The sequence below is a fragment of the Synechococcus sp. MIT2312 genome, from assembly GCF_059772315.1.
This window is the reverse complement of sequence record NZ_CM186281.1, coordinates 1,364,440-1,389,129: the sequence shown is the minus strand read 5'-3', so window position 1 is coordinate 1,389,129 and position 24,690 is coordinate 1,364,440. Positions and strand designations below refer to the sequence as shown.

Annotated in this window: 36 protein-coding genes and 1 tRNA gene; 7 read left to right on the top strand and 30 right to left on the bottom strand. The window is 60.5% G+C overall.

Going from position 1 to position 24,690, the window contains the following annotated elements; translation table 11 throughout:
- Nucleotides 1-43: 43 nt before the first annotated feature.
- The 26 genes from truA to rplC all read right to left on the bottom strand — a co-directional run bounded on the left by truA (nucleotide 44) and on the right by rplC (nucleotide 14,165).
- Nucleotides 44-931 carry a tRNA pseudouridine(38-40) synthase TruA gene (truA, locus tag AC6EI9_RS08180; RefSeq protein WP_498469978.1) on the bottom strand — a complete coding sequence of 296 codons (888 nt, stop codon included), beginning with the start codon at nucleotides 929-931 and terminating at the stop codon, nucleotides 44-46.
- 23 nt (nucleotides 932-954) lie between these two features.
- Nucleotides 955-1,305 carry a 50S ribosomal protein L17 gene (gene rplQ, locus AC6EI9_RS08175; RefSeq protein WP_066904502.1) on the bottom strand — a complete coding sequence of 117 codons (351 nt, stop codon included), beginning with the start codon at nucleotides 1,303-1,305 and terminating at the stop codon, nucleotides 955-957.
- Between the two features lie 35 nt (nucleotides 1,306-1,340).
- Entirely contained in the window at nucleotides 1,341-2,279 is a 939-nt protein-coding gene (locus AC6EI9_RS08170; RefSeq protein ID WP_498467297.1) for a DNA-directed RNA polymerase subunit alpha, read from the bottom strand.
- 45 nt (nucleotides 2,280-2,324) lie between these two features.
- Nucleotides 2,325-2,717, bottom strand: a complete 393-nt coding sequence (gene rpsK, locus AC6EI9_RS08165; protein WP_066904496.1) for a 30S ribosomal protein S11 — start codon at nucleotides 2,715-2,717, stop codon at nucleotides 2,325-2,327.
- 57 nt (nucleotides 2,718-2,774) lie between these two features.
- Nucleotides 2,775-3,140 carry a 30S ribosomal protein S13 gene (rpsM, locus tag AC6EI9_RS08160; protein WP_498467296.1) on the bottom strand — a complete coding sequence of 122 codons (366 nt, stop codon included), beginning with the start codon at nucleotides 3,138-3,140 and terminating at the stop codon, nucleotides 2,775-2,777.
- A gap of 101 nt (nucleotides 3,141-3,241) precedes the next feature.
- Nucleotides 3,242-3,358 carry a 50S ribosomal protein L36 gene (gene rpmJ, locus AC6EI9_RS08155; RefSeq protein WP_066904998.1) on the bottom strand — a complete coding sequence of 39 codons (117 nt, stop codon included), beginning with the start codon at nucleotides 3,356-3,358 and terminating at the stop codon, nucleotides 3,242-3,244.
- Nucleotides 3,359-3,405: 47 nt separating this feature from the next.
- Nucleotides 3,406-3,957 (bottom strand): adenylate kinase, encoded by a 552-nt coding sequence (locus tag AC6EI9_RS08150; RefSeq protein ID WP_498467294.1) that lies wholly within the window; start codon nucleotides 3,955-3,957, stop codon nucleotides 3,406-3,408.
- A 93-nt stretch (nucleotides 3,958-4,050) separates the two neighbouring features.
- Nucleotides 4,051-5,370: a preprotein translocase subunit SecY gene (gene secY / locus AC6EI9_RS08145; protein ID WP_066904995.1), complete on the bottom strand. Its 1,320-nt coding sequence runs from the start codon at nucleotides 5,368-5,370 to the stop codon at nucleotides 4,051-4,053.
- Between the two features lie 104 nt (nucleotides 5,371-5,474).
- Nucleotides 5,475-5,927: a 50S ribosomal protein L15 gene (rplO, locus tag AC6EI9_RS08140; protein ID WP_066904488.1), complete on the bottom strand. Its 453-nt coding sequence runs from the start codon at nucleotides 5,925-5,927 to the stop codon at nucleotides 5,475-5,477.
- Between the two features lie 6 nt (nucleotides 5,928-5,933).
- Nucleotides 5,934-6,581, bottom strand: a complete 648-nt coding sequence (gene rpsE / locus AC6EI9_RS08135; RefSeq protein WP_186990393.1) for a 30S ribosomal protein S5 — start codon at nucleotides 6,579-6,581, stop codon at nucleotides 5,934-5,936.
- 13 nt (nucleotides 6,582-6,594) lie between these two features.
- Nucleotides 6,595-6,963, bottom strand: a complete 369-nt coding sequence (gene rplR / locus AC6EI9_RS08130) for a 50S ribosomal protein L18 (RefSeq protein ID WP_498467293.1) — start codon at nucleotides 6,961-6,963, stop codon at nucleotides 6,595-6,597.
- Nucleotides 6,964-6,996: 33 nt separating this feature from the next.
- The gene (gene rplF / locus AC6EI9_RS08125; protein ID WP_066904479.1) at nucleotides 6,997-7,536 is read right to left on the bottom strand and encodes a 50S ribosomal protein L6; all 540 of its coding nucleotides are present in this window, start codon (nucleotides 7,534-7,536) and stop codon (nucleotides 6,997-6,999) included.
- 15 nt (nucleotides 7,537-7,551) lie between these two features.
- A complete protein-coding gene (gene rpsH, locus AC6EI9_RS08120) occupies nucleotides 7,552-7,953 on the bottom strand; it encodes a 30S ribosomal protein S8 (RefSeq protein ID WP_066904475.1) in 402 nt (133 codons plus the stop codon).
- A 19-nt stretch (nucleotides 7,954-7,972) separates the two neighbouring features.
- A complete protein-coding gene (rplE, locus tag AC6EI9_RS08115) occupies nucleotides 7,973-8,512 on the bottom strand; it encodes a 50S ribosomal protein L5 (protein WP_066904473.1) in 540 nt (179 codons plus the stop codon).
- A 49-nt stretch (nucleotides 8,513-8,561) separates the two neighbouring features.
- Nucleotides 8,562-8,918 carry a 50S ribosomal protein L24 gene (gene rplX / locus AC6EI9_RS08110; protein ID WP_067095313.1) on the bottom strand — a complete coding sequence of 119 codons (357 nt, stop codon included), beginning with the start codon at nucleotides 8,916-8,918 and terminating at the stop codon, nucleotides 8,562-8,564.
- A gap of 1 nt (nucleotide 8,919) precedes the next feature.
- Nucleotides 8,920-9,285, bottom strand: a complete 366-nt coding sequence (gene rplN / locus AC6EI9_RS08105; protein WP_066904467.1) for a 50S ribosomal protein L14 — start codon at nucleotides 9,283-9,285, stop codon at nucleotides 8,920-8,922.
- Entirely contained in the window at nucleotides 9,282-9,548 is a 267-nt protein-coding gene (gene rpsQ / locus AC6EI9_RS08100; RefSeq protein WP_498467292.1) for a 30S ribosomal protein S17, read from the bottom strand. The genes rplN and rpsQ overlap by 4 nt, the downstream gene beginning before the upstream one ends.
- A 17-nt stretch (nucleotides 9,549-9,565) precedes the next feature.
- Nucleotides 9,566-9,775, bottom strand: a complete 210-nt coding sequence (rpmC, locus tag AC6EI9_RS08095; protein WP_114993316.1) for a 50S ribosomal protein L29 — start codon at nucleotides 9,773-9,775, stop codon at nucleotides 9,566-9,568.
- Nucleotides 9,776-9,777: 2 nt separating this feature from the next.
- Complete coding sequence (rplP, locus tag AC6EI9_RS08090) at nucleotides 9,778-10,251, bottom strand: 50S ribosomal protein L16 (RefSeq protein WP_115124895.1); 474 nt, start codon at nucleotides 10,249-10,251, stop codon at nucleotides 9,778-9,780.
- Between the two features lie 16 nt (nucleotides 10,252-10,267).
- Complete coding sequence (gene rpsC, locus AC6EI9_RS08085; RefSeq protein ID WP_066904453.1) at nucleotides 10,268-10,999, bottom strand: 30S ribosomal protein S3; 732 nt, start codon at nucleotides 10,997-10,999, stop codon at nucleotides 10,268-10,270.
- Nucleotides 11,000-11,018: 19 nt separating this feature from the next.
- The gene (rplV, locus tag AC6EI9_RS08080; RefSeq protein ID WP_066904449.1) at nucleotides 11,019-11,384 is read right to left on the bottom strand and encodes a 50S ribosomal protein L22; all 366 of its coding nucleotides are present in this window, start codon (nucleotides 11,382-11,384) and stop codon (nucleotides 11,019-11,021) included.
- Nucleotides 11,385-11,388: 4 nt separating this feature from the next.
- Nucleotides 11,389-11,664 (bottom strand): 30S ribosomal protein S19, encoded by a 276-nt coding sequence (gene rpsS / locus AC6EI9_RS08075; RefSeq protein ID WP_006854824.1) that lies wholly within the window; start codon nucleotides 11,662-11,664, stop codon nucleotides 11,389-11,391.
- A gap of 35 nt (nucleotides 11,665-11,699) precedes the next feature.
- Entirely contained in the window at nucleotides 11,700-12,563 is an 864-nt protein-coding gene (rplB, locus tag AC6EI9_RS08070) for a 50S ribosomal protein L2 (RefSeq protein ID WP_498467290.1), read from the bottom strand.
- Between the two features lie 15 nt (nucleotides 12,564-12,578).
- Nucleotides 12,579-12,881: a 50S ribosomal protein L23 gene (locus tag AC6EI9_RS08065; RefSeq protein ID WP_498467289.1), complete on the bottom strand. Its 303-nt coding sequence runs from the start codon at nucleotides 12,879-12,881 to the stop codon at nucleotides 12,579-12,581.
- Nucleotides 12,874-13,509, bottom strand: a complete 636-nt coding sequence (rplD, locus tag AC6EI9_RS08060; RefSeq protein ID WP_498467288.1) for a 50S ribosomal protein L4 — start codon at nucleotides 13,507-13,509, stop codon at nucleotides 12,874-12,876. Before rplD ends, AC6EI9_RS08065 begins: the two co-directional genes overlap by 8 nt.
- Nucleotides 13,509-14,165: a 50S ribosomal protein L3 gene (gene rplC, locus AC6EI9_RS08055; RefSeq protein ID WP_498467286.1), complete on the bottom strand. Its 657-nt coding sequence runs from the start codon at nucleotides 14,163-14,165 to the stop codon at nucleotides 13,509-13,511. Before rplC ends, rplD begins: the two co-directional genes overlap by 1 nt.
- A 397-nt stretch (nucleotides 14,166-14,562) precedes the next feature.
- Here rplC and AC6EI9_RS08050 point away from each other — a divergent pair, with 397 nt between their 5' ends.
- From AC6EI9_RS08050 to recA, 6 genes are all read left to right on the top strand, one after another.
- Complete coding sequence (locus AC6EI9_RS08050; protein ID WP_498467285.1) at nucleotides 14,563-15,024, top strand: NAD(P)H-quinone oxidoreductase subunit N; 462 nt, start codon at nucleotides 14,563-14,565, stop codon at nucleotides 15,022-15,024.
- Between the two features lie 11 nt (nucleotides 15,025-15,035).
- Entirely contained in the window at nucleotides 15,036-16,070 is a 1,035-nt protein-coding gene (locus AC6EI9_RS08045; RefSeq protein ID WP_498469977.1) for a Light dependent period protein LdpA domain-containing protein, read from the top strand.
- A gap of 69 nt (nucleotides 16,071-16,139) precedes the next feature.
- Nucleotides 16,140-17,774, top strand: a complete 1,635-nt coding sequence (locus AC6EI9_RS08040) for an AAA ATPase domain-containing protein (RefSeq protein ID WP_498467283.1) — start codon at nucleotides 16,140-16,142, stop codon at nucleotides 17,772-17,774.
- Between the two features lie 105 nt (nucleotides 17,775-17,879).
- Nucleotides 17,880-17,951: transfer RNA gene (locus AC6EI9_RS08035), tRNA-Gln, on the top strand.
- Nucleotides 17,952-17,967: 16 nt separating this feature from the next.
- The gene (locus AC6EI9_RS08030; RefSeq protein WP_498467282.1) at nucleotides 17,968-18,732 is read left to right on the top strand and encodes an HAD family hydrolase; all 765 of its coding nucleotides are present in this window, start codon (nucleotides 17,968-17,970) and stop codon (nucleotides 18,730-18,732) included.
- Nucleotides 18,733-18,884: 152 nt separating this feature from the next.
- Nucleotides 18,885-20,027, top strand: coding sequence for a recombinase RecA (recA, locus tag AC6EI9_RS08025; protein ID WP_498467280.1), 1,143 nt, complete (start codon nucleotides 18,885-18,887; stop codon nucleotides 20,025-20,027).
- On the opposite strand, the gene AC6EI9_RS08020 is transcribed toward recA, so the two are convergent.
- The 3 genes from AC6EI9_RS08020 to AC6EI9_RS08010 form a co-directional block, all read right to left on the bottom strand.
- Entirely contained in the window at nucleotides 20,028-20,375 is a 348-nt protein-coding gene (locus AC6EI9_RS08020) for a DUF1815 family protein (RefSeq protein ID WP_498469976.1), read from the bottom strand. It lies immediately after the preceding gene.
- Nucleotides 20,376-20,449: 74 nt separating this feature from the next.
- A complete protein-coding gene (locus AC6EI9_RS08015; RefSeq protein WP_498467278.1) occupies nucleotides 20,450-20,689 on the bottom strand; it encodes a DUF2839 domain-containing protein in 240 nt (79 codons plus the stop codon).
- Between the two features lie 40 nt (nucleotides 20,690-20,729).
- Nucleotides 20,730-22,172 carry a helicase gene (locus AC6EI9_RS08010; protein WP_498467276.1) on the bottom strand — a complete coding sequence of 481 codons (1,443 nt, stop codon included), beginning with the start codon at nucleotides 22,170-22,172 and terminating at the stop codon, nucleotides 20,730-20,732.
- Between the two features lie 100 nt (nucleotides 22,173-22,272).
- Here AC6EI9_RS08010 and AC6EI9_RS08005 point away from each other — a divergent pair, with 100 nt between their 5' ends.
- On the top strand, nucleotides 22,273-23,178 hold the full coding sequence (locus AC6EI9_RS08005) for a prephenate/arogenate dehydrogenase (RefSeq protein ID WP_498467274.1): 906 nt from the start codon (nucleotides 22,273-22,275) through the stop codon (nucleotides 23,176-23,178).
- Here AC6EI9_RS08005 and crtD read toward each other — a convergent pair.
- The gene (crtD, locus tag AC6EI9_RS08000; RefSeq protein ID WP_498467272.1) at nucleotides 23,162-24,676 is read right to left on the bottom strand and encodes a C-3',4' desaturase CrtD; all 1,515 of its coding nucleotides are present in this window, start codon (nucleotides 24,674-24,676) and stop codon (nucleotides 23,162-23,164) included. The genes AC6EI9_RS08005 and crtD overlap by 17 nt on opposite strands.
- Nucleotides 24,677-24,690: the final 14 nt, after the last annotated feature.

The following is a 24,690-nucleotide window of genomic DNA, read 5'->3' as shown; positions in this document are numbered from 1 at the left end:
TTCCCTCACTCACTGATCGAGTCAGGTGAGTGGAATCGACCGCTCAGGTACTGATCGGCCATAGGGGAGGATCCGGAGGCGGGTCCTCTGAGGCCAGAAAAAAAGTCGGTTGACAATCGTACCAGCCGCCCTTGCTGAAGATGGTTTCCGGATAACCAGCGCGCAGCAGGCAGAGTCCCTGCGCCGGGGCTCCATCTTTCACTTCACTGCGTCGGCGTTCTCTCCAGCGGCGTTCAAAGTGCTCCGGAGTCAGTCGGTGCTCTCCCACCGCCACGAGCTGCCCCGTCAGCAGACGCACCATCCCATAGAGAAAACCGCTGGCCTGAATCTCAAAGTGAATCAGGTCTCCTCGCCGCTGGATGGACACGTCCTGGATCGTTGTGCGTGAGTGCGATCGTCGGCTTCCCGCGCGTTGGAACGCTGCGAAGTCGTGACTACCGAGCAGACCACGAAGCGCCTGTTCCATCGCCCCTTCATCCAGCCGTGTCTGGTAGCGATGCCAGCTCCAGGGTGCAAGAAACAGGTTCGGCCTTCGTCCGTTGTAGAGGGTGTAGCGATAGCGCCTGTAGCTGGCGGAGTAGCAGGCGTGCCATCCGAGTGGACGTTCCACCGCTTCTCGCACCCGGATTGAGGACGGCAAACGGCCATTGAGAGCTGGGGCCCAGCGCCTGGCTGGAATCGGACCGCAGCTGTCGAAATGCACAACCTGGCCCGATGCATGCACGCCAGCATCGGTTCGCCCTGCTGCCACGGTCTGGATCGGCCGATGGGGGTCGAGGGCTGAGATGGCCTCGTCGAGCACCGATTGCACACTGGTGCCGTTGGGTTGACGTTGCCATCCACAAAACGAAGAACCCTCGTACTGGAGACTGAGAGCAATCCGTCTAAGACGGATGCCGACAGAATCAGCCGAGGGTTTCGGGATAGTGATTTCCGTGATGCTGACGCCGGACTTCAGACCAGTTCGATGATGGCCATCTCGGCATTGTCCCCACGACGACGCACAGTGCGGGTGATGCGGGTGTAGCCACCTTTGCGATCGCTGTAGCGATCGGGAGCTTTCTCGAACAGAGCATGCACAAGCTGCTTGTCGTACACGTAACCCAGAACCCTGCGCCGGGAAGCAAGACTGCCCTCCTTGGCCAGTGTGATCATCCGTTCGGTTTCGTCACGCAGTGCTTTGGCACGGGCTTTGGTGGTGGTGACGCGACCTTCGCGGATCAGCTGAGTTGTGAGGCCGCGAAGCATGGCTTTGCGTTGGTCAGCGGGACGTCCCAGCTGTGGGACTCGACATTGGTGACGCATGGTTCTGAAGGGGCTGGATAATGGGCGGGTAAGAGTCAGACGCTGGTGCGGCTTTGGGGGATCTGGATGCCGATCCTTTCAAGCGCTTCAATCACCTCATCAGCCGACTTGGAACCGAAGTTCTTGATCTCTAGTAGATCCTCGTAGCTGAAGCCCATCAGATCAGAAACGGAATTGACCTGAGCGCGCTTCAGACAGTTGTAGGCACGCACAGAAAGATTCAATTCCTCAAGAGGAATCTGTGCTTCGGCAGTGGGTTCAGGTTCCACCTGAACTTCTTCCACCATGGTGACGGTGGCGAGTGGTTGGAACAGCTCGATCAGCTGGTTCGCGGACTGAGCAATGGCGTCGTCAGGTGTGATCGAACCATCGGTCACCACTTCCATGCGCAGGCGCTCGCGAGCGGAACCGCCCTCAGCTACCGCTGTTTCATCAATGGTGAAATTCACCCGGTGCACGGGCATGAACACGGAGTCGATCTGCAGAAGATCGATGGCACTGGTGTCTTCGTTGTGACGATCCACGGGGCGATAGCCCACGCCGCGTTCCACATGAACCTCGAGCTCGAGGCTGTAGCCATCGCTCACCGTGGCGATCACGCGTTCTCCATCGACCACCTGGACCTGAGAGGAGAACTGCAGATCGCGGGCTTTCACTGTTGCAGGGCCAGCAACCACCAGACGGCCGATCTCCAGCTCGTTAGTTCGGCTGTTGACTGTGATCTGTTTGCAGTTCAGCAGAATGTCGAGCACGTCCTCCCGAACTCCGGGGATGGTTGCGTACTCGTGATTGACTCCGGCAATTCGGACTGCCGTAACGGCGGTGCCTTCAAGGTTGCCCATGAGCACACGCCGCAGGGAATTGCCCAGGGTTGTGGCCTGGCCCCGCTCAAGGGGGCCGATGAGAAATACACCGGTTTGGGAGCGATCGTCAGCGATCTGATGCTCGATGCGGTCGATCTGGTATTGCAACACGGTCTGAGTCGGGGGAGAGAGGGACCTGAACGGGGACGCGTTGGCTCAGACGCGCCGACGCTTGGCACGGCGACAGCCGTTGTGCGGCAGGGGGGTGACGTCGCGGATCAACGTGATTTCCAGACCTGCGACCTGTAGAGCACGGATCGCAGTTTCACGGCCTGAGCCGGGGCCACGCACAAGCACTTCGATCTGACGCATGCCCTGCTCGAGAGCTCTGCGGGCGGCTGCTTCGGCTGCGGTCTGAGCAGCAAACGGGGTGCCTTTGCGTGCACCTTTGAAACCGCTGGCACCTGCCGAGGACCAGGAGATGACTTCCCCAGTGGTGTCGGTGATCGAAACAATCGTGTTGTTGAAGGTGCTTTGGATGTGGGCAACGCCGTTGGGAACGTTGCGCTTGGCCTTTTTGGGGCCTGATTTTTTGACTGTTTTGGCCATGGGCCTTGAGATGGAGGGGGCTTGAGGAACTGAAGGGTCCGAATGGACCGAAGCGGCTTACTTCTTCTTGCCGGCCACGGTCTTGCGAGCTCCGCGACGGGTTCGCGCATTCGTGCGAGTTCGCTGTCCGCGCACCGGGAGGCTCATGCGATGGCGACGACCGCGCACGCAGCCGATGTCCTGGAGGCGCTTAAGCGCCATCCCCTCCTGCCTGCGCAGGTCACCCTCGATCGTGAAGGCTTCGGTGGCACCGCGCAATTTCTGCACATCACCGTCCTCAAGATCCTTCACCCTGATGTCTGGGTTGACACCGGTCTTGGAAAGGATGGTTCTGGCCCGCGTTGGGCCAATTCCGTAGATGTAGGTGAGGGCGACTTCAATTCGCTTTTCGCGGGGAATGTCGACACCAGCTATCCGTGCCACTGAGCAATTAATCGAGGTGGACAATGACTTCCTTTGCCTGGGAAGTCTTCAATTCAGGGTGGCAGGGACAGGATCCTGCCTTGAGACGGTGCACCGAGGCTTTAGCCCTGGCGTTGCTTGTTGCGAGGACGCTTCTTGTTGATCACGTAGATGCGACCTCGGCGCTTGACGATTTGATCGTCAGGGCTGATTTTTTTAACTGAGGAACGCACCTTCATGGGGCGAAGCTCTCCATTGTTGCAAACAGCTACCGTACCACAGTGGGTCAAGCAATAATGCTTTCAATTCGCTCAGCGATCGCGTCAACACTGCCGTTGGCCTGCACTCTGACCAGCAGGTTCTGACTGCTGTAGTGATCAATCAGAGGAGCTGTCTGCTGCTTGTAGACCTCAAGACGGTTGCGGATCACCTGCTCGTTGTCGTCAGCACGGCCGCGGCCGAGCAGTCGCTCGATCAGAACCGCATCATCCAGCTCGAGCAACACGACGCTCTCAATCGCTTGATCGAGCTCCTGAAGCAGTGGCGCCAGTGCCTCGGCCTGCGCCACGTTGCGTGGAAAGCCATCCATCAGCCAGCCCTGACCATTGAGCGAAGACAGCTGTGCCTTGACGATGGCCAGCACCAGGCTGTCTGTGACCAGTTCGCCCCTGTTCATCACGGCTTCCGCTTCCTTGCCCAGGTCGCTGCCTGCGGCCACCTCAGCTCTGAGCAGATCGCCGGTGGACAGGTGCCGAAGACCGTGCTTTTCGCAGAGGCGGGCAGCTTGCGTGCCTTTGCCGGCACCGGGAGGGCCCACAAACAGAAGACGTTGTTTCATAGCGATTCTGGGTGGTTGGGGTAGACGAGATCAGCAGGTTTGGAAGATCCACCGCTGTTGTGTTGGGTCGGGGCGACTGATCGAACCTGCCTGTTACTGGCGCACCATTCCCTCGTAGCGCTGGGAGATCACGTAGGTCTGCACTTGCTTGGCAGTGTCAATGGCAACACCCACCAGGATCAGCAGCGAGGTGGCTCCAAGCCCCTGGAATGTCTGCACATTGGTTGCTCGTTCCACGGCGGAAGGAATGATGGCCACAGCGCCGAGGAAAAGTCCACCCAGCAGGGTGAGTCTGTTTTTCACACCTTCGAGGTAATTCGCCGTTGCTGTTCCAGGCCTGACTCCTGGGATCGCGACCCCTCCGCGCTTGAGATTGCTGGCGACATCCACGGGGTTAAAGGTCAGAGACGCATAGAAATAGGAGAAGCCGAGAATCAGAGAGAAGAACACCAGGGCATAAGGCCATGGATTCGAGCTGCCTGGATTCAGCGCAGTGGCTGCTCTGATCAGAAAAGGGTTCTGGCTGAAGTTGGCGATCGTGATCGGCAGAAAAATCAGGGCCGAGGCAAAGATGATCGGCATCACGCCGCCGGCATTGAGCTTCAAAGGCAGGTAGCTCTGGCGATTGGGCAAGACGGCTCCGCCGCCCACCTGACGCTTCGCACTGACGATCGGAAGCCGGCGTTGTCCCTCCTGCACAAAGATGATTCCCACGATCGTGACCAGAAACACCAGAACCAGGATCACGATTCCGAACACATCGTTGCGATCGCCGGTCTGGGCTTTCTCAATGGTGGAGCCGAGAGCCTGAGGCAGAGTGGCCACGATATTCAGGAAGATCACGAGTGAGGCTCCCTGGCCGATGCCTCGTTCCGTGATCACTTCGCTCAGCCACATCACAATCATCGATCCGGTGACCAGCGCGAGTGCCGTCTGCACTACGAACACACCAACCGGAAGTCCCTCCACTGCGTAGGGGCGCAGGATCATGGCGAAAACAACGCTCTGAATCAGACCCCAGCCGAGTGCGACATAGCGCGTGATCTGAGCGAGTTTGCGGCGACCCGCTTCTCCCTCATTTTTCTGCAGATCCTCGAGTTGCGGAAGCGATGCTGTGAGCAGCTGAAGAATGATCGAAGCATTGATGAACGGCAGGATTCCGAGAGCGAAGATGCCCAGGGTGGAGATGCCGCCACCCGTGAAGATGTCCAGGAAACCAATCAACTGTCCACCCTGTTGGATGAACTGTTCGAAAGCGACACGGTCAATGCCTGGCATCGGGATGTAGATGCCGAGACGCACCAGCATCAACAGTCCCAGAGTGGTGAGAACCCTGCCTCTCAGCTCAGGGTTCTGAACCAGCTGGGTGATGACTTCAGTGGCGCTGGGATTTCGTCCCCGACTGACGAGCATGGAACAGAGATTGGGTGATTGAGCTTGATGCAGCAAAGCCGTCCGCGGATGATGATCCGGCGGACGGCTCAGACGTTAGATCTGTGGAGGTCGATCAACGGATCTCAGTCCAACAGTTCGCAGGTGCCACCGGCTGCTTCGATTTTGGTTCGTGCTGATGCCGTGAAAGCGGCGGCCTGAACTGTGAGCTTGGCTTTGAGTTCCCCGTTGCCGAGGATTTTCAGCGGATGCTTGGGGCTGGTGACAACGCCATCCTTGACCAGTGAGTCGAGGTTGACGGTACTGCCGGCCTTGAGCTCATTCAGCGCGGACACATTCACAACGGTGAAGTGTTTGGGATTCACCAAAGTGAAGTGCTTCAGCTTCGGCACACGCCTGTAGAGGGGCATCTGGCCGCCCTCAAAACCGGGGCGAGTGGGCCGGCCAGAACGAGACTTCTGGCCGCGCATGCCGAAACCGCAGCTCGCGCCCTGGCCAGCGGCAATGCCGCGACCCTTGCGCAGTTTGCGGCGTCGGGCGCCTTTGTTGGGCTTTAGGGAATCAAGTCGGAGAGTCATGGGGAATCAGGAGTAGATCTGCTCGAGGGAGATCCCCCGTTCCTTGGCGGTCTCCTTGTGAGTGCGGAGACTATCGAGAGCCACCATGGCGGCCCGGGCGTTGTTCAGAGGAGTCTTGCTGCCAAGTCGTTTGGCCAGCACGTTTTTAATGCCGGCAAGCTCGAGAACTGTGCGAATCGAGCCGCCAGCAATCACCCCGGTACCGGGAGCTGCGGGGCGAATCAACACGCTGGCTGCACCATCACGACCGTTGGACAGGGTCGGAATGGAGTTGTGACGTGTCAGAGGCACCTTGACGAGATGCTTCTTGCCGTCAGCAACACCTTTGCGGACTGCACCGATCACGTCGCCGGCCTTGCCGACGCCGACGCCGACCTGACCGCGCTCGTTTCCGACAACAACAATGGCCCGGAAGCTCATCTTCTTGCCGCCTTTCACGGTCTTGGACACGCGGCGGATCTGGACAACCCGCTCCTGCCACTCGGAGTCACGCTCCTGGTTGCGTCGGTCACCACGGCGACCGCCACGGCGATCACCACGGTCGCGACCTCCTCCACGGCGTTGCTCCTGCTGCTGCTGGCCTTCAGCTGCCGCAGGAACATCGGCCGCCGAGGGCACGTCGTTGGGATTGGTCTGGGGGTTGGAATCGGTCATGTTGAGAGCAGGATCAGAACTGAAGGCCCGCTTCCCGGGCGGCGTCGGCAAGGGCTTTCACTCGGCCGTGATAAAGGTTGCCGCCGCGATCGAAGACCACCTGTTGGATGCCCTTGGCAAGGGCGCGTTTGGCCACCAGTTCACCGACAGCTACCGAAGCATTGCAGTCGTTGCCGTTGGACTTGAGGCTAGTGCGCAGGTCCTTGTCAACGGTCGACGCTGAGCAGAGCGTGCTCTGGGCGTCATCGTCAATGACCTGCGCATAGATGTGGCTGTTGGAGCGGAACACGGCCAGGCGGGGTTTGCCGGCGGTGCCGCTGAGGTGACGACGCAGGCGTCGATGACGCTTCTGGGTCTGTTGTTTACGGGAGAGGGTCGACATGGTGGGTAAAGAAGAACGGCGTCTAGTAGTGGCTTACTTTTTGCCCGACTTGCCTGCCTTGCGGAGGATCCATTCGCCCTCGTACCGGATTCCTTTGCCCTTGTAGGGCTCAGGCGGACGGATGGAGCGAATTTTGGCGGCTTCATTGCCCACCAATTCCTTGTCGATCCCGGAGACAGTCACCTTGGTGTTGTTCTCAACTTTGAAGGTGATGCCGTCAGGAGCTGCAACCTCGACGGGGTGGCTGTAACCAGCGGAGACGACCAAGGTGGTGCCTTTCACCTGTGCCCTGGAGCCAACTCCGATGATTTCCAGGCTTTTGCTGAAACCGCTCTCGACGCCAACAATCATGTTGTTAACGAGAGCGCGGCACAGGCCATGGCGCTCACGGGAGGTGCGCTTGCTGCTGGTGGGAGACAGCACGATGGTGTTCTCCACCTGATCGATGCTCACGCCCTCAGGCAGTGTGCGTTTGAGTTCTCCCTTCGGTCCCTTGACCGTGACAGCGAGGCCGTTGAGGCTCACGGTCACCTTCTCAGGAATGGGGATGGGGGCTTTACCGATACGTGACATGGTTGTGGCTCCAGATCAAAGGACGTAGCAGAGCACTTCACCGCCCACGCCCTGCTTTCGGGCATCGCGGTCGCTCATGACACCCTTGGAGGTGGAGATGATCGCCACCCCCAGTCCGCCGAGGACCTTGGGAAGGCCGCGGGTGTTCTTGTAGATGCGCAGACCAGGCTTGCTCACCCGCTGCATGGAGCGGATGGTGGGCTGGCGGTTCTTGCCGCTGTACTTCAGTTCAAGCACCAAGTTGGTGTGGACTCCCTCGCCTTCCTCGCTGATCTCAGCGATGAAACCTTCCTGCTGCAGCACTTTGGCGATGCTGCGTGACATGCGGGAGGCAGGTACTTTCGTGCTCTGGTGACGTTTCTCACTCGCATTGCGAATGCGGGTGAGCATGTCGGAAATAGGGTCGTGATTGGCCATAGTGGTTTCCGAGGAGGGCTCAGTTGCTGCGGAACGGCATTCCCATCTCGCGGAGGAGGGACCGGCCCTCTTCATCCGAACGGGCAGTGGTCACGATGGTGATGTCCATGCCCCTGATGGCGTCGATCTTGTCGAAGGAGATCTCAGGGAAGATGATCTGCTCTCTAACCCCCAGGGTGTAGTTGCCACGTCCGTCGAAGCTTTTGGGGCTGACGCCGCGAAAGTCACGGATCCGGGGCAGTGCCAGGTTGATCAGTCGCTCGAGAAAGGCGTACATGCGATCGCCGCGCAGAGTCACGGCACAGCCGATCGGCATGCCCTCGCGGATCTTGAAGCTCGCGATGGCTTTCTTGGCTCGGGTCACCACCACTTTCTGGCCGGTGATCTGAGCAAGTTCGTTCACCGAGGCCTCTAGGGCCTTGGCATTCGCGGCAGCTTCGCCAAGTCCCCGGTTCACGGTGACTTTGACCACCTTGGGGACTTCATGGACGTTGGAGAGACTTAGATCTTTCAGCAATTTGGGCTGAATGGTCTCCCTGTAGCGCTGTTTCAGTGACATGGCTGGGGAATGGGACTTCTGGGCTTGGTCAGAAGGCGGATCGGGGTGATCAGTCGATCACCTCGCCGGTTTTCTTGAGGCGGCGCTTTTTGCTGCCGTCCTTCTCAGTGATCAGCTCGACTCGGCTGGTCACCTTCTTGTCTGTGGAGTAGATCATCACGTTGGAGGCATGCAGTGAAGCCTCTTCAGTGACGATCCGACCGCTTTCACCCTCCTGAGTGGGTTTGACGTGGCGGGTGCGCATGTTGACGCCCTCCACGATCACGCGGTTTTCATTGGGCAGGGTGCGCAGGACCTCTCCGGTCTTGCCCTTGTCCTTGCCGGTGATCACCTGAACGGTGTCGCCTTTGCGGAGACGCATCTTGATGCGCTTCGCTGCGGCGGATTTCGGAGTTGCAGTTGCCATCTCAGATCACCTCCGGAGCGAGGGAGACGATTTTGGTGAAGTTCCGGTCGCGCAGTTCGCGGGCCACAGGTCCAAAGACGCGAGTGCCCTTGGGGTTTTTGTCGTCGTTGATGATGACGGCGGCGTTGTCGTCAAACCGGATGGAGTTGCCGGTGTCACGACGCAGTGTGGCTTTGGTGCGGACGACCACGGCCTTGATCACATCGGACTTTTTCACGCCCATGTTGGGCATGGCGTCCTTCACAGTGGCCACGATCACATCGCCCACATGGGCGTAGCGACGATTGCTTCCCAGCACGCGGATGCACTGGATGCGCTTGGCGCCGCTGTTGTCAGCAACGGTGAGAAAGGATTCCTGCTGAATCATTTGCTGACCTCCTCAGCCTTCGGGCTGTGGCTGAGCACCTCGGCGATGGCCCAGCGCTTGTGACGGCTGAGCGGGCGGGTCTCGGTGATGCGAACACGGTCACCAACGCGAACCGTGTTGTTCTCGTCGTGAGCTTTGTAACGGGTGGTACGGCTGACCGTCTTCTTGTAGATGGGATGGGGAAAGCGGTTTTCCACCGCAACCACCACCGTTTTGTCCATCTTGTCGCTGACGACGGTGCCGACCCTTTCCTTGAGTGCCATGGGTATGAAGAGAAGGATCAGGAGGCGGTGGAGCTCTGGCGCTCCTTCTGCACCGTCAGCAGTTGGGCCAGCTTTGTGCGGCTCTGCTTGAAGCGGTGGGTGTTGGCCAGCTGCCTGGTGGCTTGCTGGAAGCGCAGATCGAACAGCTCTCGACGGAGACCGACGATTTGCTCTGTGAGGTCTGCGTCGGAAAGCTGACGCAGTTCGGAGGCATTGGGACGGGCCATGGTCAGGACTCCACGGTGGCGGCAGCAGCGCCCGGCGCTTGCGCACCGGATGTCTGCTCCTGTTCATCGAGAGTGATGAACTTGGTCTTCACAGGAAGCTTGTACTGCGCGAGGCGCATAGCTTCCTTGGCGATTTCGGGGGTGATTTCGTCACCACCCATCTCGAACAGGATCCTGCCCGGCTTGATCACCGCCACCCAGAATTCCGGGTTGCCCTTACCCGAACCCATTCGGGTTTCGGCAGCGCGCATGGTGACCGGCTTGTCAGGAAAAATCCTGATCCAGATTTTTCCGCCACGCTTGACGTAGCGGGTCATGGCACGACGGCTGGCCTCGATCTGGCGCGAGGTGATCCAGCCGCACTCCTGTGCCTGCAGTGCGAACTGACCGAAGGCGATGGTGTTGCCACGAGTGGCGACACCGCGCATGCGGCCGCGTTGCTGCTTACGGAATTTGACGCGTTTTGGACTCAGCATGGTTCAGGCCTCCTGTTCAACCCTCGTTGGAGCGGTCTTCGAACTGTTGGGGCCTGCGACCGGCCCGACGCCGCGGGGTTGCCCCCACAGGCAGCTGTTGCTGGGCTTCATCACCCAGCACTTCGCCCTTAAACACCCAGACCTTGATGCCGAGCACCCCGTAGGTGGTGCTGGCGACCTTGGTGGCGTAGTCGATGTCTGCGCGAAGGGTGTGCAGAGGCACCCGACCTTCGCGTGTCCATTCGGTACGAGCGATCTCAGCACCATTCAGGCGGCCTGAAACCTGGATCTTCAGGCCCAGAACGCCGGCTCGCTGTGCTCGCTGCACGGCCATGCGGATCGTGCGACGGAACGCCACACGTTTCTCAAGCTGCTGAGCGATGTATTCGGCAAGCAGAAAAGCATCGGCATCGACACGCTCGACCTCGACCACATTGATCCGAACCTGACGGTTCAGATCACCGACGGTTTTCTGGATGCCGGAGCGCAGCTCTTCGATGCCACTGCCCTGGCGTCCAACCAACACGCCGGGGCGTGCGGTTTTGAGCTCAACTTCGAGCTGATCGGCCTTGCGGGCAATCAGCACGTCACTGATACCGGCGGAGCCGTATTTCTTGTGGATGAACTTGCGAATCCGATCGTCCTCCTGGAGGAGGCTCGGATAACTCTTGCTGGGGGCGTACCAGCGTGACCGGTGCTCCTGGGTGATCCCCAGGCGTAAGCCGGTTGGATGGATTTTGTGTCCCATCAGTCGGGGTGCTAGGGGGTCAGGAGTCGGTCTGGGCTGCCACAGCAATGCTGATGTGGCAGGTCTGCTTTTTGATCGCGAAAGCGCGACCTTGGGCACGGGGCCGGTAGCGCTTCATGGAGGGACCCATGTCTGCGCTGGCCTGGGAGATCACCAGGGTTGAAGGGTCAAGTCCGAGGTTGTGCTCGGCATTGGCCACTGCAGAACGCAGAACCTTGGTGATGGGACCCGTGGAGCGGTACGGCATGAACTCGAGCATGATCAGCGCATCGCGATAACTGCGACCGCGGATCTGATCGAGCACCCGCCGGACCTTGGACACGGAGCCGCGGATGAAGCGGCCGTGGGCCTGGGCGGTAGTTGCCGTTGGGGATGACGTTGTCATGGTCTCAGCGGCCTCCTTTCTTGTCTTTGATGTGGCCTTTGAAAGTGCGGGTGGGGGCGAATTCGCCGAGCTTGTGGCCCACCATTTGTTCGGTCACGAAGACCGGCACGTGGGTGCGGCCGTTGTGAACCGCGATTGTGTGGCCGATCATCATCGGCAGGATCGTGGAAGCCCTTGACCACGTTTTGATCACCGATTTGTCATCGGCGGCGTTTTGCTTTTCAACCTTGCGAAGCAGGCTGTCAGCAATGAAGGGGCCTTTTTTAAGTGAACGTCCCATGGCGGATTAAGCGAACGACAGAATGGTGAGCAGCATCATGAGTCGCGTCCGCCACGGCTCCGCTTGGACGTCTTGCGACGTTTGCGGAGGACGAACTTGTTACTCGGCTTGTTGCGCTTGCGGGTCTTGAGGCCCAGCGCAGGCTTGCCCCAGGGGGTTACGGGACCGGAACGGCCGATCGGAGCTCGGCCTTCACCACCACCATGGGGGTGGTCGCAGGGGTTCATCACACTGCCTCGCACCTGAGGTCGGCGTCCGAGCCAGCGCCGGCGCCCTGCTTTGCCCAGGCTGGTGTTGCGGATCTCCGAGTTGCCGACTTCGCCGATGGTGGCGTAGCACTCACGGCGCACCAGGCGAACCTCAGTGGACGGCAGCTTGAGGGCGACGTAATCCCCCTCCTTCGCCATCACCTGAGCGCTGGCTCCGGCAGTTCGGACCATTTGTCCACCGCGACCGGCGTAAAGCTCCACGCAGTGAACGCTGGAACCGAGGGGAATGTCAGAGAGCGGCATGGCGTTGCCGATCTCGATGGGAGATTCAGGCCCTGACACCACGGTCTGACCGATGGTGACTCCGGCTGGCGCCAGGATGTATCGCTTCTCACCATCGGTGTAGAAGAGAAGGGCCAGCCGCGCATTGCGGTGCGGGTCGTAGTGAATGGCGGCCACCTTGGCGGGGACGCCGTGCTTGTTGCGTCGGAAATCGACGATGCGGTACTGACGCTTGTGGCCACCGCCACGATGGCGACAGGTGATCACACCGCGATTGTTGCGTCCCTTGCGGCGGTGCTTGGACACCACAAGCGAACGCTCCGGCTTGCGGCCGGTGACTTCACTGAAGTCGGTGACGACCCGGGTGCGGGTGCCGGGTGTGTAGGGGCGGAAGCTACGAATTGCCATGACGTTTCAGACCCCTCAGGACTCAGGGAAGAGTTGGATGGAGTTGCCCTCAGCGAGGCGCACCACAGCCTTCTTCACCTGAGAGCGCTTGCCGGCAAATTTGCCGACCCGACGACTGCGGCGGGGAGGATTCATGGTGCTCACGCCGGTGACCTTGACATCAAACAGCTGCTCAACAGCGGCTTTGATGTCGGGCTTGGCAGCTCGATGGTCCACCTCGAAGGTGTACTGGTTCATTTCCAGTGCTCGGGTGGCTTTTTCGGTGATCAGGGGCCTGCGGATCACGTCCGCCAGGCGTCCTGTGAAACGCTCAGTCATCTCCGTAGACCTCCTGGATGGTTGCGAGTGCCTCTTCGCCCAACACCAGAGAATTGGCGTGGAGCAGATCGAAGACGTTGAGCTGGTCAGCTGTGATCAGCTTCACCTTCTCGAGATTGCGAACGGACCGTCGCACAACCTCGCTGGGTGCGGTGAGCACAATCAAGACCTTTGCGTCGGCAGCTACTCCGAGGCGCCCGAGTGCGTCAACGACTTCACGGGTTTTTGGCGCTTCGAGAGCTGCTCCGAAGTCCTTCACCACAATCACGTCGTCGATGCGAGCCATCAGCGCGGTGCGCAGGGCCAGACGACGCTCCTTGCGATTCATCGCAAGGTTGTAGGTGCGGGGCTTGGGACCAAACACGATGCCGCCGCCTGGACGCAGAGGTGTACGGATCGATCCCTGACGGGCACGACCGGTTCCTTTCTGCTTGTAGGGCTTGCGTCCGCCACCTCGTACTTCCGCACGGGTGAGAGTGCTTGCAGTTCCCTGACGGCTGTGAGCCTGCTGGCGCAGCACCGCGCGGTGCATCAGGTCAACGGCAGTGGTTTCCTTGGCCACCTTCAGGTCAATGGAAGCCTTTCCGGTTTCCTTGCCCTGCCAGTCACGAACAACACAATTGGCCATCACTTACCTCCTTTGGCGGGCTTGGCACCCACACGATTGGCTGGCCGGATGTTCAGTAGAGATCCAGGCTTGCCAGGAACAGAGCCCTTGACCACGAGCAGGTTTCGGTCACTGTCCACCTTGAGGATCGTGAGGGCCCTCGTGGTGATCTTCTTGCCGCCGTAGCGACCCGCCATCCGCTTGCCGGGATAGATCCGACCAGGCGTGGTGCCGGCACCGGTTGAACCCGGCTCGCGATGATTCTTCGAGCCATGGGTCATCGGGCCTCGGCTGAAGCCGTGGCGCTTCTGATAACCGGCGAAGCCACGGCCCATGGTGTCGCCGCTGACGTCAACCTTCTGGCCTGCCTCGAAATCACCCACGGTGATTGCGCCACCCAGCTCGAGACCCTGAAGGTCGTCGACGCGATATTCACGCAGGTGGCGGAGGATTCCTTCGCCGGATTTGGCGAGGTGACCCTTGGCGGGCTTGTTCATCAGCTTTTCGCGTGTTTCGCCAAAGCCGATCTGAACGGCTTCATAGCCGTCAGTTTCAGTGGTCTTGAGTTGGGTGATCCGGCAAGGCCCCGCCTCGATCAAAGTGACCGGGACGGCTTTGCCTTGCTCGTCGAAGAACTGGGACATACCCAGTTTCTTCCCAAGGATGCCGATGGACATGGGAGGTAATGACGCCAGCGTGGACAACCTCAGCTGTTGCAGCTTGACGCTGCTAAGGCTGTGGCCTGAAGGGCGCTGATTGAGATGACGCAGTCATGGCCGAACGCTTGAGCGGAAACCGCTGGTGCAATTCGGATTGGGGCTAGCGAGCGAATCAGCTGGCTGGGACTTAATCAACCGGTGAGGGTCGGTAGTTTCCCGGCAATGCAACGAATGAAATCGCTGAATTGCACTGGCCTGAAGATCCGGCGCACTCGCCGGACCTGCTCTTGGAACTGGAGGCCCGGCTAGCGGACGGGCACAGATCGGCAGAGCAAACAAAAACCCTACACCACTGCCTTCCGGCTTCCATTCATCCCTGATCAGCTGCCAGACTCACTTCATCTGGACTGATTCCATGCCGTTGCTGCTTTCAGGTCGGGGTTTCCGCCGTGAACTGGAGTCCGCCGGTGTCATGGCAGTTCATGCTCCCCTTGAGGGTGGTGCAGAGACGCGTCTGCTGAGGCGACTGCGCGGCGCCGGCTACCGCACACAGATCTCTTCAGCCCGTGGACTCGGAGATCCGGAGGTGTTTCTGCTGCAGAAACACGGCGTGCGACCTCCACACCTTGGACATCAAAGCGTTGGACGTGGTGCGGCGGTTGGAGAGGTCCAGGAAGTCATGCCTCAACTCGGAGAGATTTTTCTGGGAGACAAACCGGTTGTTCTCTGGTTGATCGAGGGTCAGGTGCTGTCTCGATCGGAACTGCTGTCTCTCTGTGACCTTTGCCGGCGTGAGCCGCGCTTGAAGATTGTGGTGGAAATGGGTGGTGCGCGCAGCCTGCGCTGGCAGCCGATGACACGGCTGCTGGGAGCCTGACCACCTGTCTTCTGCCGGTCACCGGTTCACAGGCCGCCGGTGATGAAGCCCTCGACGAGGGTCGTTGGGTCAAATTGATCTGTGGGGCCAGTAATCAGGATTTGGCGGCGGTTGCAGACCTCTGTGCCCTCTATGCCGTTGCCGGTGTTCAGTGTGTCGATGTGGCCGCTGACGCCGCTGTCGTCAATGCCGCTCGCACCGGTCTCAGCTGGGCCCGGGAACGCACTGGTCACTCCCCCTGGTTGATGGTCAGCGTCAGTGATGGACGCGATGCCCATTTTCGGAAGGCTGTCTTTGACCCGTCCCGTTGCCCGCCTGATTGTGCGCGGCCCTGCGAGAGGGTCTGCCCGGCTGATGCCATTCATCCCGGTCCTGGTGTCGACCCCAACCGTTGCTACGGCTGTGGGCGCTGTTTACCGGCCTGCCCCCTTGGCCTGATTGAAACCTCCGATCATCGAGTGGGGCTCGACAACCTCGCCCCTTTACTGGCCGAGCTGCAACCTGATGCGATTGAGGTTCATACCGCACCTGGGCGAAAGCAGGACTTTGATCGCACGCTTGAGCAGGTAGCCGCTGCCTCGATTCCTCTGCGCAGGCTGGCGGTGAGCTGCGGTCTTGAAGGGCATGGTCTTCGCTCCGAAGATCTGGTCACGGAGCTGTGGGGGCGCCATGAAGCCCTGCGCAAATATGGATTTCGTCCTCTCTGGCAGCTGGATGGACGTCCGATGAGCGGCGATGTCGGTGCAGGCACGGCCCGTGCGGCTCTGCGGCTCTGGCAACAGGTTCGGACCAGTGCACCTCCGGGGCCGTTGCAGCTGGCGGGAGGAACCAACGGCGCGACCATTGGCCTGCTGGATGGTCTTGGGCTGCCGCGTTGCAGAGGTCCGGCAGGTGTTGCCTTCGGTGGCAAGGCCCGCTCGATCGTGCAACCTCTTCTGCAGGAGGCGGAATGCCGCCGGACCACCCTGCGTGACTGGCCCTTCGGCTGGGAGCAGGCTCTCTCGCTTGCGCGGGATCTTGTGATTCCTTGGCTTTCACGCCCCTGAGCGTCCCGGTTGGGGACTCAGTCCTGCTAGAAGGCGTTCAGGTCCTGATGAGCACTGGGAGCCTGGGCCATGAGTACCGAGCGCATCACCGATGATCTGCAGCGCCTGCTCGCGCTGTTGCCCACTGCAGTTCAGGAAGCTCTTGCGCCCGCTGAACGTCGTGATCAGCTGCTTGAGGTCGTGCTCGATCTCGGTCGGGTCCCGGAAGCGCGCTATCCAGGTCGCTCGGTGGAACTTGGCGGCCGCTGCCTGGAGCGCCACGATCTCGTGGAGATGGTGAGCAGGATCGGCCAGTTCGGTGCAGATAATCGTGCCGGCATCGAGCGAACACTGCATCGCATCAGTGCCGTCCGTAATCGCAGCGGTGACGTGGTCGGCCTCACCTGTCGTGTTGGACGTGCCGTTTTCGGAACAGTCGCCATCGTCCGTGATCTGCTCGACAGCGGAGAGTCACTGCTGCTGATGGGACGCCCCGGTGTGGGCAAGACCACAGCTCTCAGGGAAATTGCCCGTGTCCTGGCCGATGATCTGCACAAGCGGGTCGTTGTGATCGACACCAGTAATGAAATCGCTGGTGACGGAGACATCCCACATCCAGCGATCGGTCGTGCCAGGCGCATGCAGGTGGCCAGGCCCGAACTTCAGCATCAGGTGATGATCGAGGCGGTTGAAAATCACATGCCTGAAGTCATCGTGATCGATGAGATCGGCACTGAGCTGGAAGCTCAGGCGGCACGCACGATTGCCGAGAGGGGAGTGATGCTTGTGGCCACGGCCCACGGCAATGCCCTCGCCAATCTGATCAAGAATCCGACACTGTGCGATCTGGTGGGGGGAATTGAGTCCGTCACCCTTGGCGACGACGAGGCTCGCCGTCGCCGAACCCAGAAAACGGTGCTGGAGCGTGCCGCTGAACCCACCTTCCCGCTCGCTGTGGAGATGCACAGTCGTCATCGCTGGGCAGTTCATGACGATGTTGGGCGCACGGTGGATCTGTTGCTGCGTGGACAAAGCCCCAGGCCTCAGGAGCGCGAACTGATGGCGGATGGCGGCGTCAGGCTTGTCGACCCAGAACCTTCAACACCCCAGCCTCCTCAGCGGCGGCCTGCTCTGGCCGTTGTGCCTTTGCCCGATCCCAGGCGTTCGGTTCCCAGGGATGATGCTCCCGCAAAAACCGCTGTTGTTGAAGCCCCGCCTGAGCTGAAGCTGCAGGTGCTCTGCTGTGGACTCAGTCAGCAGCGACTGGAAGAAGCTGTCCGCTGCCATGGTTGGCCTGTCAATGCTGTTGACGATCTGGCCTGTGCTGATGTGCTGCTGAGCGTGCGTCGGGGGTTGGGACGCCAGCCGGAGCTGCGCCGACAAGCAAGGGAGGCTGGGGTGCCGATTCTTGTGATCAAGTCGGACTCCCTGGCTCAGGTCGAGCGAGCTCTGGAGCGACTGCTCAACCGCCAGCCACTGCCCAGAAAGGATCAGGAGCCTGAGAGGTCATTCGCTCATCCGGATCGAGGCGATGCCTTGGCTGCTCTTGAGGAATGCCGTCTTGCAGTGGAGCAGATTGTGATGCCACAGGGGCGTCCGGTTGAACTTCTGCCGCGCAATGAGAACGTTCTTCAGATGCAGGCGGATCTCGTGGCGCGTTACAGCCTCCAGAGCGATGTTTATGGATCCAGTGATCAACGCCGGCTCAGGGTTTTCCCGCCATGATCCAGCCGCTGAAAGTTCGGATGGATTGACGAAGGTCACTCCGTTGTGAGTAACTATTTGAACCCCAGAGTTGACCTCCGTAGGGAGTCTCATCGCTGGAGTCGATGGGCCGTCGCCAAGCGGTAAGGCAGCGGGTTTTGGTCTCGCCATTCCTAGGTTCGAATCCTAGCGGCCCAGTTTTTCTTGATCCTCAGTGCGGTCATCCAGTCTGCTGGTCTTCGATTTTGACGGCGTGATTGTGGATGGGATGAACGAGTACTGGTGGAGTGCTCGTCGTGCCTGTCTGCAGCTCAATCCCGCTGTCGACCTTCCTGAGTTCACACCTCCACAGTTCCGGCAGCTCAGGCCCTGGATTCATCACGGTTGGGAGATGGTGCTGAGTGCGGCACTGATCTCCGAGCAACGCGGTCCTCTCGAGCAGCTCGGGGTCCAGGCATTTGTGCACGACTACACGGCGCACTGCACAGCTGCCCTGGGGCGTTTCGGCTGGACTCCTGCCTTGCTGCAGCAGACCCTGGAGGCGGTGCGGGCTGATGCTGTGCGGACCGATCGGGACGCCTGGCTGGCTCTGCATCAGCCCTATCCGGGCGTGCCTGAGCGTTTGAATGCCTTTTCGGAAGAGAACATGGCCTGGGCGGTGCTCACCACCAAGGCACGGGATTTCACCGCCGAGCTGCTCGCCTCGATGGGGCTCAAGCCAGAACGGCTGGATGGTCATGAGTCGGGATCCAAGCCGGAGGTGCTGCGCCGCCTGGCCTGTGACTGGACACTGCAGGGTTTTGTGGAGGACCGTCGCCCCACCTTGGAAACCGTTCGAACCACCCCAGGCCTCGAAACGCTGCCCTGCTGGCTGGTCAGCTGGGGCTACCTGAGACCCTCGGATGTGAAGGGTCTCTCCGGTGGAATTCGCTTGCTGAGACCAGAGCAGTTCGCAGCCCCCTTGGCGGACTGGCCCTGATTCGATAACGTACATCTGTACTACGTGAGACGGATGGCCTGGGTCGGGGCACTGGATGGTCTGTCCGGTCTCTGATTCCACGGAGGCGTCGGTTTATCCGCCGTCCCGATCAGCTGCCTGCGGCGTTCTTCTGCTCCTTAACTGTTTCAGCCATGCCAGCCGATGTGAAAGCCTCCCAGTCCTCCGGTGGAGATATCCGCCCCGGTGAGCGCGACAAAGCGCTCAATCTTGTGCTCGGTCAGATCGAGCGCAACTTTGGCAAGGGTTCGATCATGCGTCTCGGGGACGCATCCAGGATGAGGGTGGAAACCATTTCCACCGGTGCTCTCACCCTTGATCTCGCTCTGGGTGGTGGGTATCCCAAGGGACGTGTCGTTGAGGTCTACGGGCCCGAAAGTTCCGGTAAGACCACATTGACCTTGCATGCCATCGCCGAGGTTCAGCGCAATGGAGGCGTCGCGGCTTTTGTTGATGCCGAGCATGCTCTCGACCCGGTCTACGCCGCGTCGCTGGGAGTGGATGTGGAAAACCTGCTGGTTTCTCAGCCGGACACCGGCGAGATGGCGCTGGAAATCGTGGACCAGTTGGTCCGTTCCGCGGCTGTCGACATCGTTGTGGTTGACTCTGTCGCCGCTCTCACGCCCCGTGCCGAGATCGAAGGTGAGATGGGCGACCTTGCCGTGGGCAGCCAGGCCCGTCTGATGAGCCAGGCGATGCGCAAGATCACGGGCAATATCGGCAAGTCCGGTTGCACGGTGATTTTCCTCAACCAACTGCGTCTCAAGATTGGCGTCACCTACGGCAACCCTGAAACCACCACCGGTGGTAACGCTCTCAAGTTTTATGCCTCGGTGCGTCTTGATATCCGCCGTATTCAGACGCTCAAGCGTGGTACTGAGGAATACGGCATCCGCGCCAAGGTGAAGGTGGCCAAAAACAAAGTGGCTCCTCCCTTCCGCATCGCGGAATTCGACATTCTCTTCGGTCGTGGGATCAGCACGCTGGGTTGTCTGCTCGATCTGGCGGAGGAGACAGGTGTGGTCACTCGCAAGGGTGCCTGGTACAGCTATGAGGGCGACAACATCGGTCAGGGTCGTGACAACACCATTGGTTGGCTGGAGCAAAATCCGGAGGCCAAGGATGCCATTGAGGTTTTGGTGCGTCAGAAGCTGACGGAGGGTTCGGAGGTCACGTCCAACTCCATGCGTCCTCTTGCTGCTGCGGCACGCTCGGCTGCTGCCAAGCCTCTTGCCAAGTCCGCTGAGGTTGCTGCGCCGTCGAAGGACGCAGCCTGATCAGCTCCGCTTGAGCTGTTGTGAGGAGCTGCATTCGCTGCGGCTTCTCTGCAGGTTCCCTGTGATGCGCTGCAGTTCCTGAATGGCTTCAGCGCCTTCGAATTTCACCAATTCGCGTCCGTTGCGGGATTCGACCCAGCTGATGCCGAAGTCAGAGACCAGAAAGCGCACCATGTGTTGATCGCCCAGCTCGGCCATAAATGAGGCTCCGCTTCCGTCCTGGCCGTCATCGCAGACGTAGCAGGTTGCTGTGATGCCCTGTTTCCTGAGATTTGCCGCCAGAGCTTGAAGGCTCATGATCAGATCTTTGACGACCGAGCGGTACTGCTCGGAAAGTCGGAGGAACACGCGGACCACCTCAAGGTTCATATGAGCCTAAAGGTTTTCTTCCAGATTCAGGGTTTGGGTGAGCTTTCGCGGTTTTATGGGCTGTCGGCAAGGGTCCAGAATCCGGCGGCAGGGCCGATGAAGCGCACCACCACCCAGAACAGCACCAGGGCTGCGATGCCGATCCATGCGCCTCGTGTGGTGATGGAAACGAATTGCGTGGCCTGGGCTCGAGTCAGCGGCAACCAGGCGATAAAACGCTCAGCGTCCTTGGGGTCGGGTTTGATCTGGCGAGGTGGCAGTCCTTGACTGGCACGGCGACGTGCTTCTCCCATCTCAGGCCTCACAAGCTGTTGGTCAGCCTAGAAGTGATTGTCAGTCTGGCCGGAGTCTCTGCAACGAGTCCCAGGGTTCAAGCGCGCGCAGCACCTGTTCTCCCCAACTGCGTCCTCGGACCCGTCCGTCGAGGATGGCCAGCCGACCACCGCTGCGTCTGAGCGAGGCAATGGAAGGGATCAGAATGGCGAGTGCTTCCGGGAGCAGAAGCGTGCGAAACCAATCACGTCCCTGGCGCTTCAACGACTCCACACGGGCTGCGGTCAGAGGGTCCTCCAGGCTGGCGATCGGCAGCATGGCCGCAATCAGCTGTTCCGGTTCCGGAAGCAGATGCTGATGGTTCAACCACCAGCTCCAGCCGCAGCAGACCACTCCGTTTGACTCCGGTGCTGTGCTTTCCAGCGTGACCCTGCTGCCGAATTCCGCTGCAAGCTCGCTGCAGAGGCGCTGACGCATGCAGGGCGCGTCCACCAGGACTGTGGTTAATCCCGTTCGGCCAAGGATCAGGCGTCGGCTCTGCTCCAGAAGATGGCCGGCGAAAATCTCCGTGTTCGGCAGGGGCTGACGCCTCGGTAGATAGATCGGCAGTGGCTCTCCACGCGGGGCATCGCGCAGATCGATTCGCAGCTCATCGCCGTCGATGTTTGGCTCTTCGCCATGACGTCGACAGCCGCCATCTCCGTGGATCAGTGTCCAGGGATGCTTCAGGAAGAGTGATTCCAGCGTGATCAGTGGTTCAAGCGGTTGCAACTGCCAGCTCCACTGCAGGGTGTTCGAATCCACGCGAGCCCAGCTGGCCCAGGACGACCGGTCCATGGGCATCAGCTGGCACCAGGGCTCTGGTGTTGACCCCAGCAGCTGCAGTAGATCGCGAACCAGCGTCAGAGCGCTCTCGGGCATGGCAAGGTCGCGGTTCGTTCCGCCGCCAAGGGCGACAAGCTGGCGGCTCAGGCGTTCATGCAGATCCAGCAACCCCTCGCCTGCAGAGGGAAATGCTGCTCGCAACTCCTCCCAGTGACAGGAGTCGATCTTCACCGTCATGGCCCGTCGCAGTCGGTCTTGCAGCCACTCCGCCTCGGGAACAACCAGATGATCGTCAGGACGGAGCTGTCCGCGGCGATGGACATCCAGAAGCTGTTGAGGTGTCAACAGCCAGATCTGATCTCCAGGCGGGGGATCAAAGCCTGTCCAGCATCCCAGCTTTAAACCGCTCTCCAGCAGCCGCGGTCGTTCAACCTGCAGTAACCGCTGGTGTTGCGTCGGGTCCAGAACCAGCACGGTGTGATGGCTGCGCAGGCTCAGCGGCACCAGCAGGGCGAGCCACCAACGGTCGCTGCTGCCCGCAGACAGTTGGATTCTGGTTCGATCCTGGCGTCGCAGGCTTCGTCCCACCAGGCGGCTCAGGGTGAGTTGGTGCTCCCATTGGCCCGCTTCTCCCCTGAGCAGGTGCTTGAGCTGCTGATGGGCCTGGACTTCCAGCATTCGAGAAGCCTAAGAACAGCCGGGCCGCTGATCGGTTCAGGCTGAGCTGTTCCGATCCCTGCACGGGTCGAGCAACATGGGCTGGATGTGAACAGCAGTGATGGATCAGGAGCGGATCGCAGAACTCGCTGGCGTCAGCAGGGTTGGGGTTGTGGGTCTTGGCCTGATCGGTGGCTCGATCGGGCTGGATCTGCGAGCTCTTGGGGTCAGCGTTCAGGGCCTCGTGCATCGAGACAGCACAGCGGAGCGTGCCCTCCAGCGCGGGCTTGTCGATGCTGTCAGCTGCGACCCTACCTGCCTCGAGGGTTGTGATCTTGTCGTGTTGGCGTTGCCGCTCGAGGCCCTGCTGCAGCCGCAAGATGCGCTGCTCAAAGCCCTGCCTTCTGAGGCTGTGATCACGGATGTGGGGTCGGTGAAGGGAGCCGTTCTCGATGTCTGGAGAGATCTCCATCCCCGCTTCGTGGCGTCTCACCCCATGGCAGGGACGGCTGAGTCCGGGGTGGACTCCGGTTGCCGCGGTCTGTTCAGAGGACGCGCCTGGGTTGGAACGCCTGAGGCTGAGACAGATCCCGAAGCTCTGATGCAGGTGAGAGCTCTGGCCTGCTCGCTCGGTGCGCACTGGTTGAGTGCGGATCCGCTCATTCACGACCAGGCCGTTGCCCTGATCTCACATCTGCCCGTGATGGTGAGCGCAGCACTTCTGCGCGTGCTCGGGGAGGAGCGAGACCCACGCGTCCGTGATCTTGCGCGTCAGTTGGCGTCCAGCGGTTTCGCAGATACAACCCGGGTTGGTGGCGGCAACCCAGCGCTGGGAACTGCGATGGCCTGCCGCAATACCTCTGCATTGCTGAAGTCTCTTGCCGCCTATCGATGGAGCCTCGAACAGCTTGAAGAGGCAATCATCAACGGCCATTGGGCCCAGTTGGAGCAGGAGTTGGAAAAGACCCGCGCCTTGCGTCCAGTTTTTCTTGAGACCCCTTCTGATCGAGCTAGGCCGCAAGTCTGAGAGTCAGACCTCGCGCAGCCATCAATTGCCTGCATGCCATCAGGGCGGAGAGGCTGACGCCGGCGGTGCCCTCACCAGGATGAATCGAATCACCGCACAGCCACAGCTGGGGAATGGGCGGGCGGCTGGCCAGTCCAAAGGGCCCGAAGCGATCTGGGCTCTGCCCAAGACCACCAACCACGCCATCCGGACGACCGGTCCAGTGGGCGAATCCTCTCGGAGTTGCCAGTTCCTGATGCAGCCAGGCGTCATCCGGCAGATTCAGGGCGGCATTCACGTCATGTCGAATGGAATCCCGAAGCTCCCGTTTGCGTTGCTGGTAAGCCTTCTCATCCATGTCATGCCAGCCCTCCGGGGAGGTGAAGACGCTGGCGATCACGGTGGCCTGGCCCTCCGGGGCTCGACCGTCACCCTCGTGGCTGATCGACAGGAAGAGTGAGCCGGGGGAGCTGCCGTCGCGCTGCAGGTGTCCTGGGCATTCGTCCGGCAAATGATGCCGTTCCACAGCGCCATAGAACACAATCGCTCCGCTTGGTGCTTTGAGGCTGTTCAGGTGCTTGCGGTATGCCTCTGGCATCTGTTCCTGATCCGGAATCAGGCCTGGCAGGCACTGCGGCGGCAGGCTGCAGATGATCTCGTTGGCCTGCAGGCATCGTTGCGTTGTCCTAGGCGCTTCAACCATGACCGACCATCCAGATTGATCGCCTTCGCGCTCCAGTTTCAGGGCACGATGGCGCAGAAACACACGCCCACCATCCCGTTCCAGTGCTGTCGCCAGCTGGTCGCTAAGTCTCTGCATCGATCCGTGCAGATGCCACAGACCGAGTGGGGCCTGGCACATCTGCAAGACCGTGGCGCCATAGAGAGCTGCAGTGCGGTCACTCGGTTGCTGTGAATACAGCCGTAGCTGGAGGTCGAGGAAGCGTCGCAGTCGCGGGTCTCCGGCGCATCCGCTGAGGGTCAGTAGATCAGAGACCGTGAGCAGACTGAGGGGGGCACAAGCCAGGTTTCCGGGGGTCAGAGCAGCCAGGGTGCGTCCGAGATCCCAGCCGGTGCGAATCGGCAGGACTGGATCAGCCGCAGCAAACTGCCAGTTCTGACGATGAATCCAGCTGCACAGTTGCCAGAAGCGTTCGCTGCCAGGGAACTGCTGGCTGCGCTCCTGGCGCCAGCGCTGAGGATCGTGCCAGAGATGCACCGGAGCTGACCCGTCATTGAGGTCCACCACACATCCGGGGTCCAGCCTTACGGCTTCAGGAGGTTTGATGTCCAGATGCTGGAAGAGCCGTGCATGACTCCCTCCGGATTCCAGTCCCGCAACCTGTGTTGCGCCCACATCAAAGGTGAACGGACCCCGTCGGAACGTTCCAGCACAGCCGCCCAGCTGGTGGTGTGCCTCCAGCAGGGTGACGCTCAATCCCTCATGAGCCAGCAGGGCTGCGGCGGTGAGACCGGCAATGCCGCCACCGATCACGATCACGTCCTGGGCTGGTTCCATCGCGGCATGCTGGC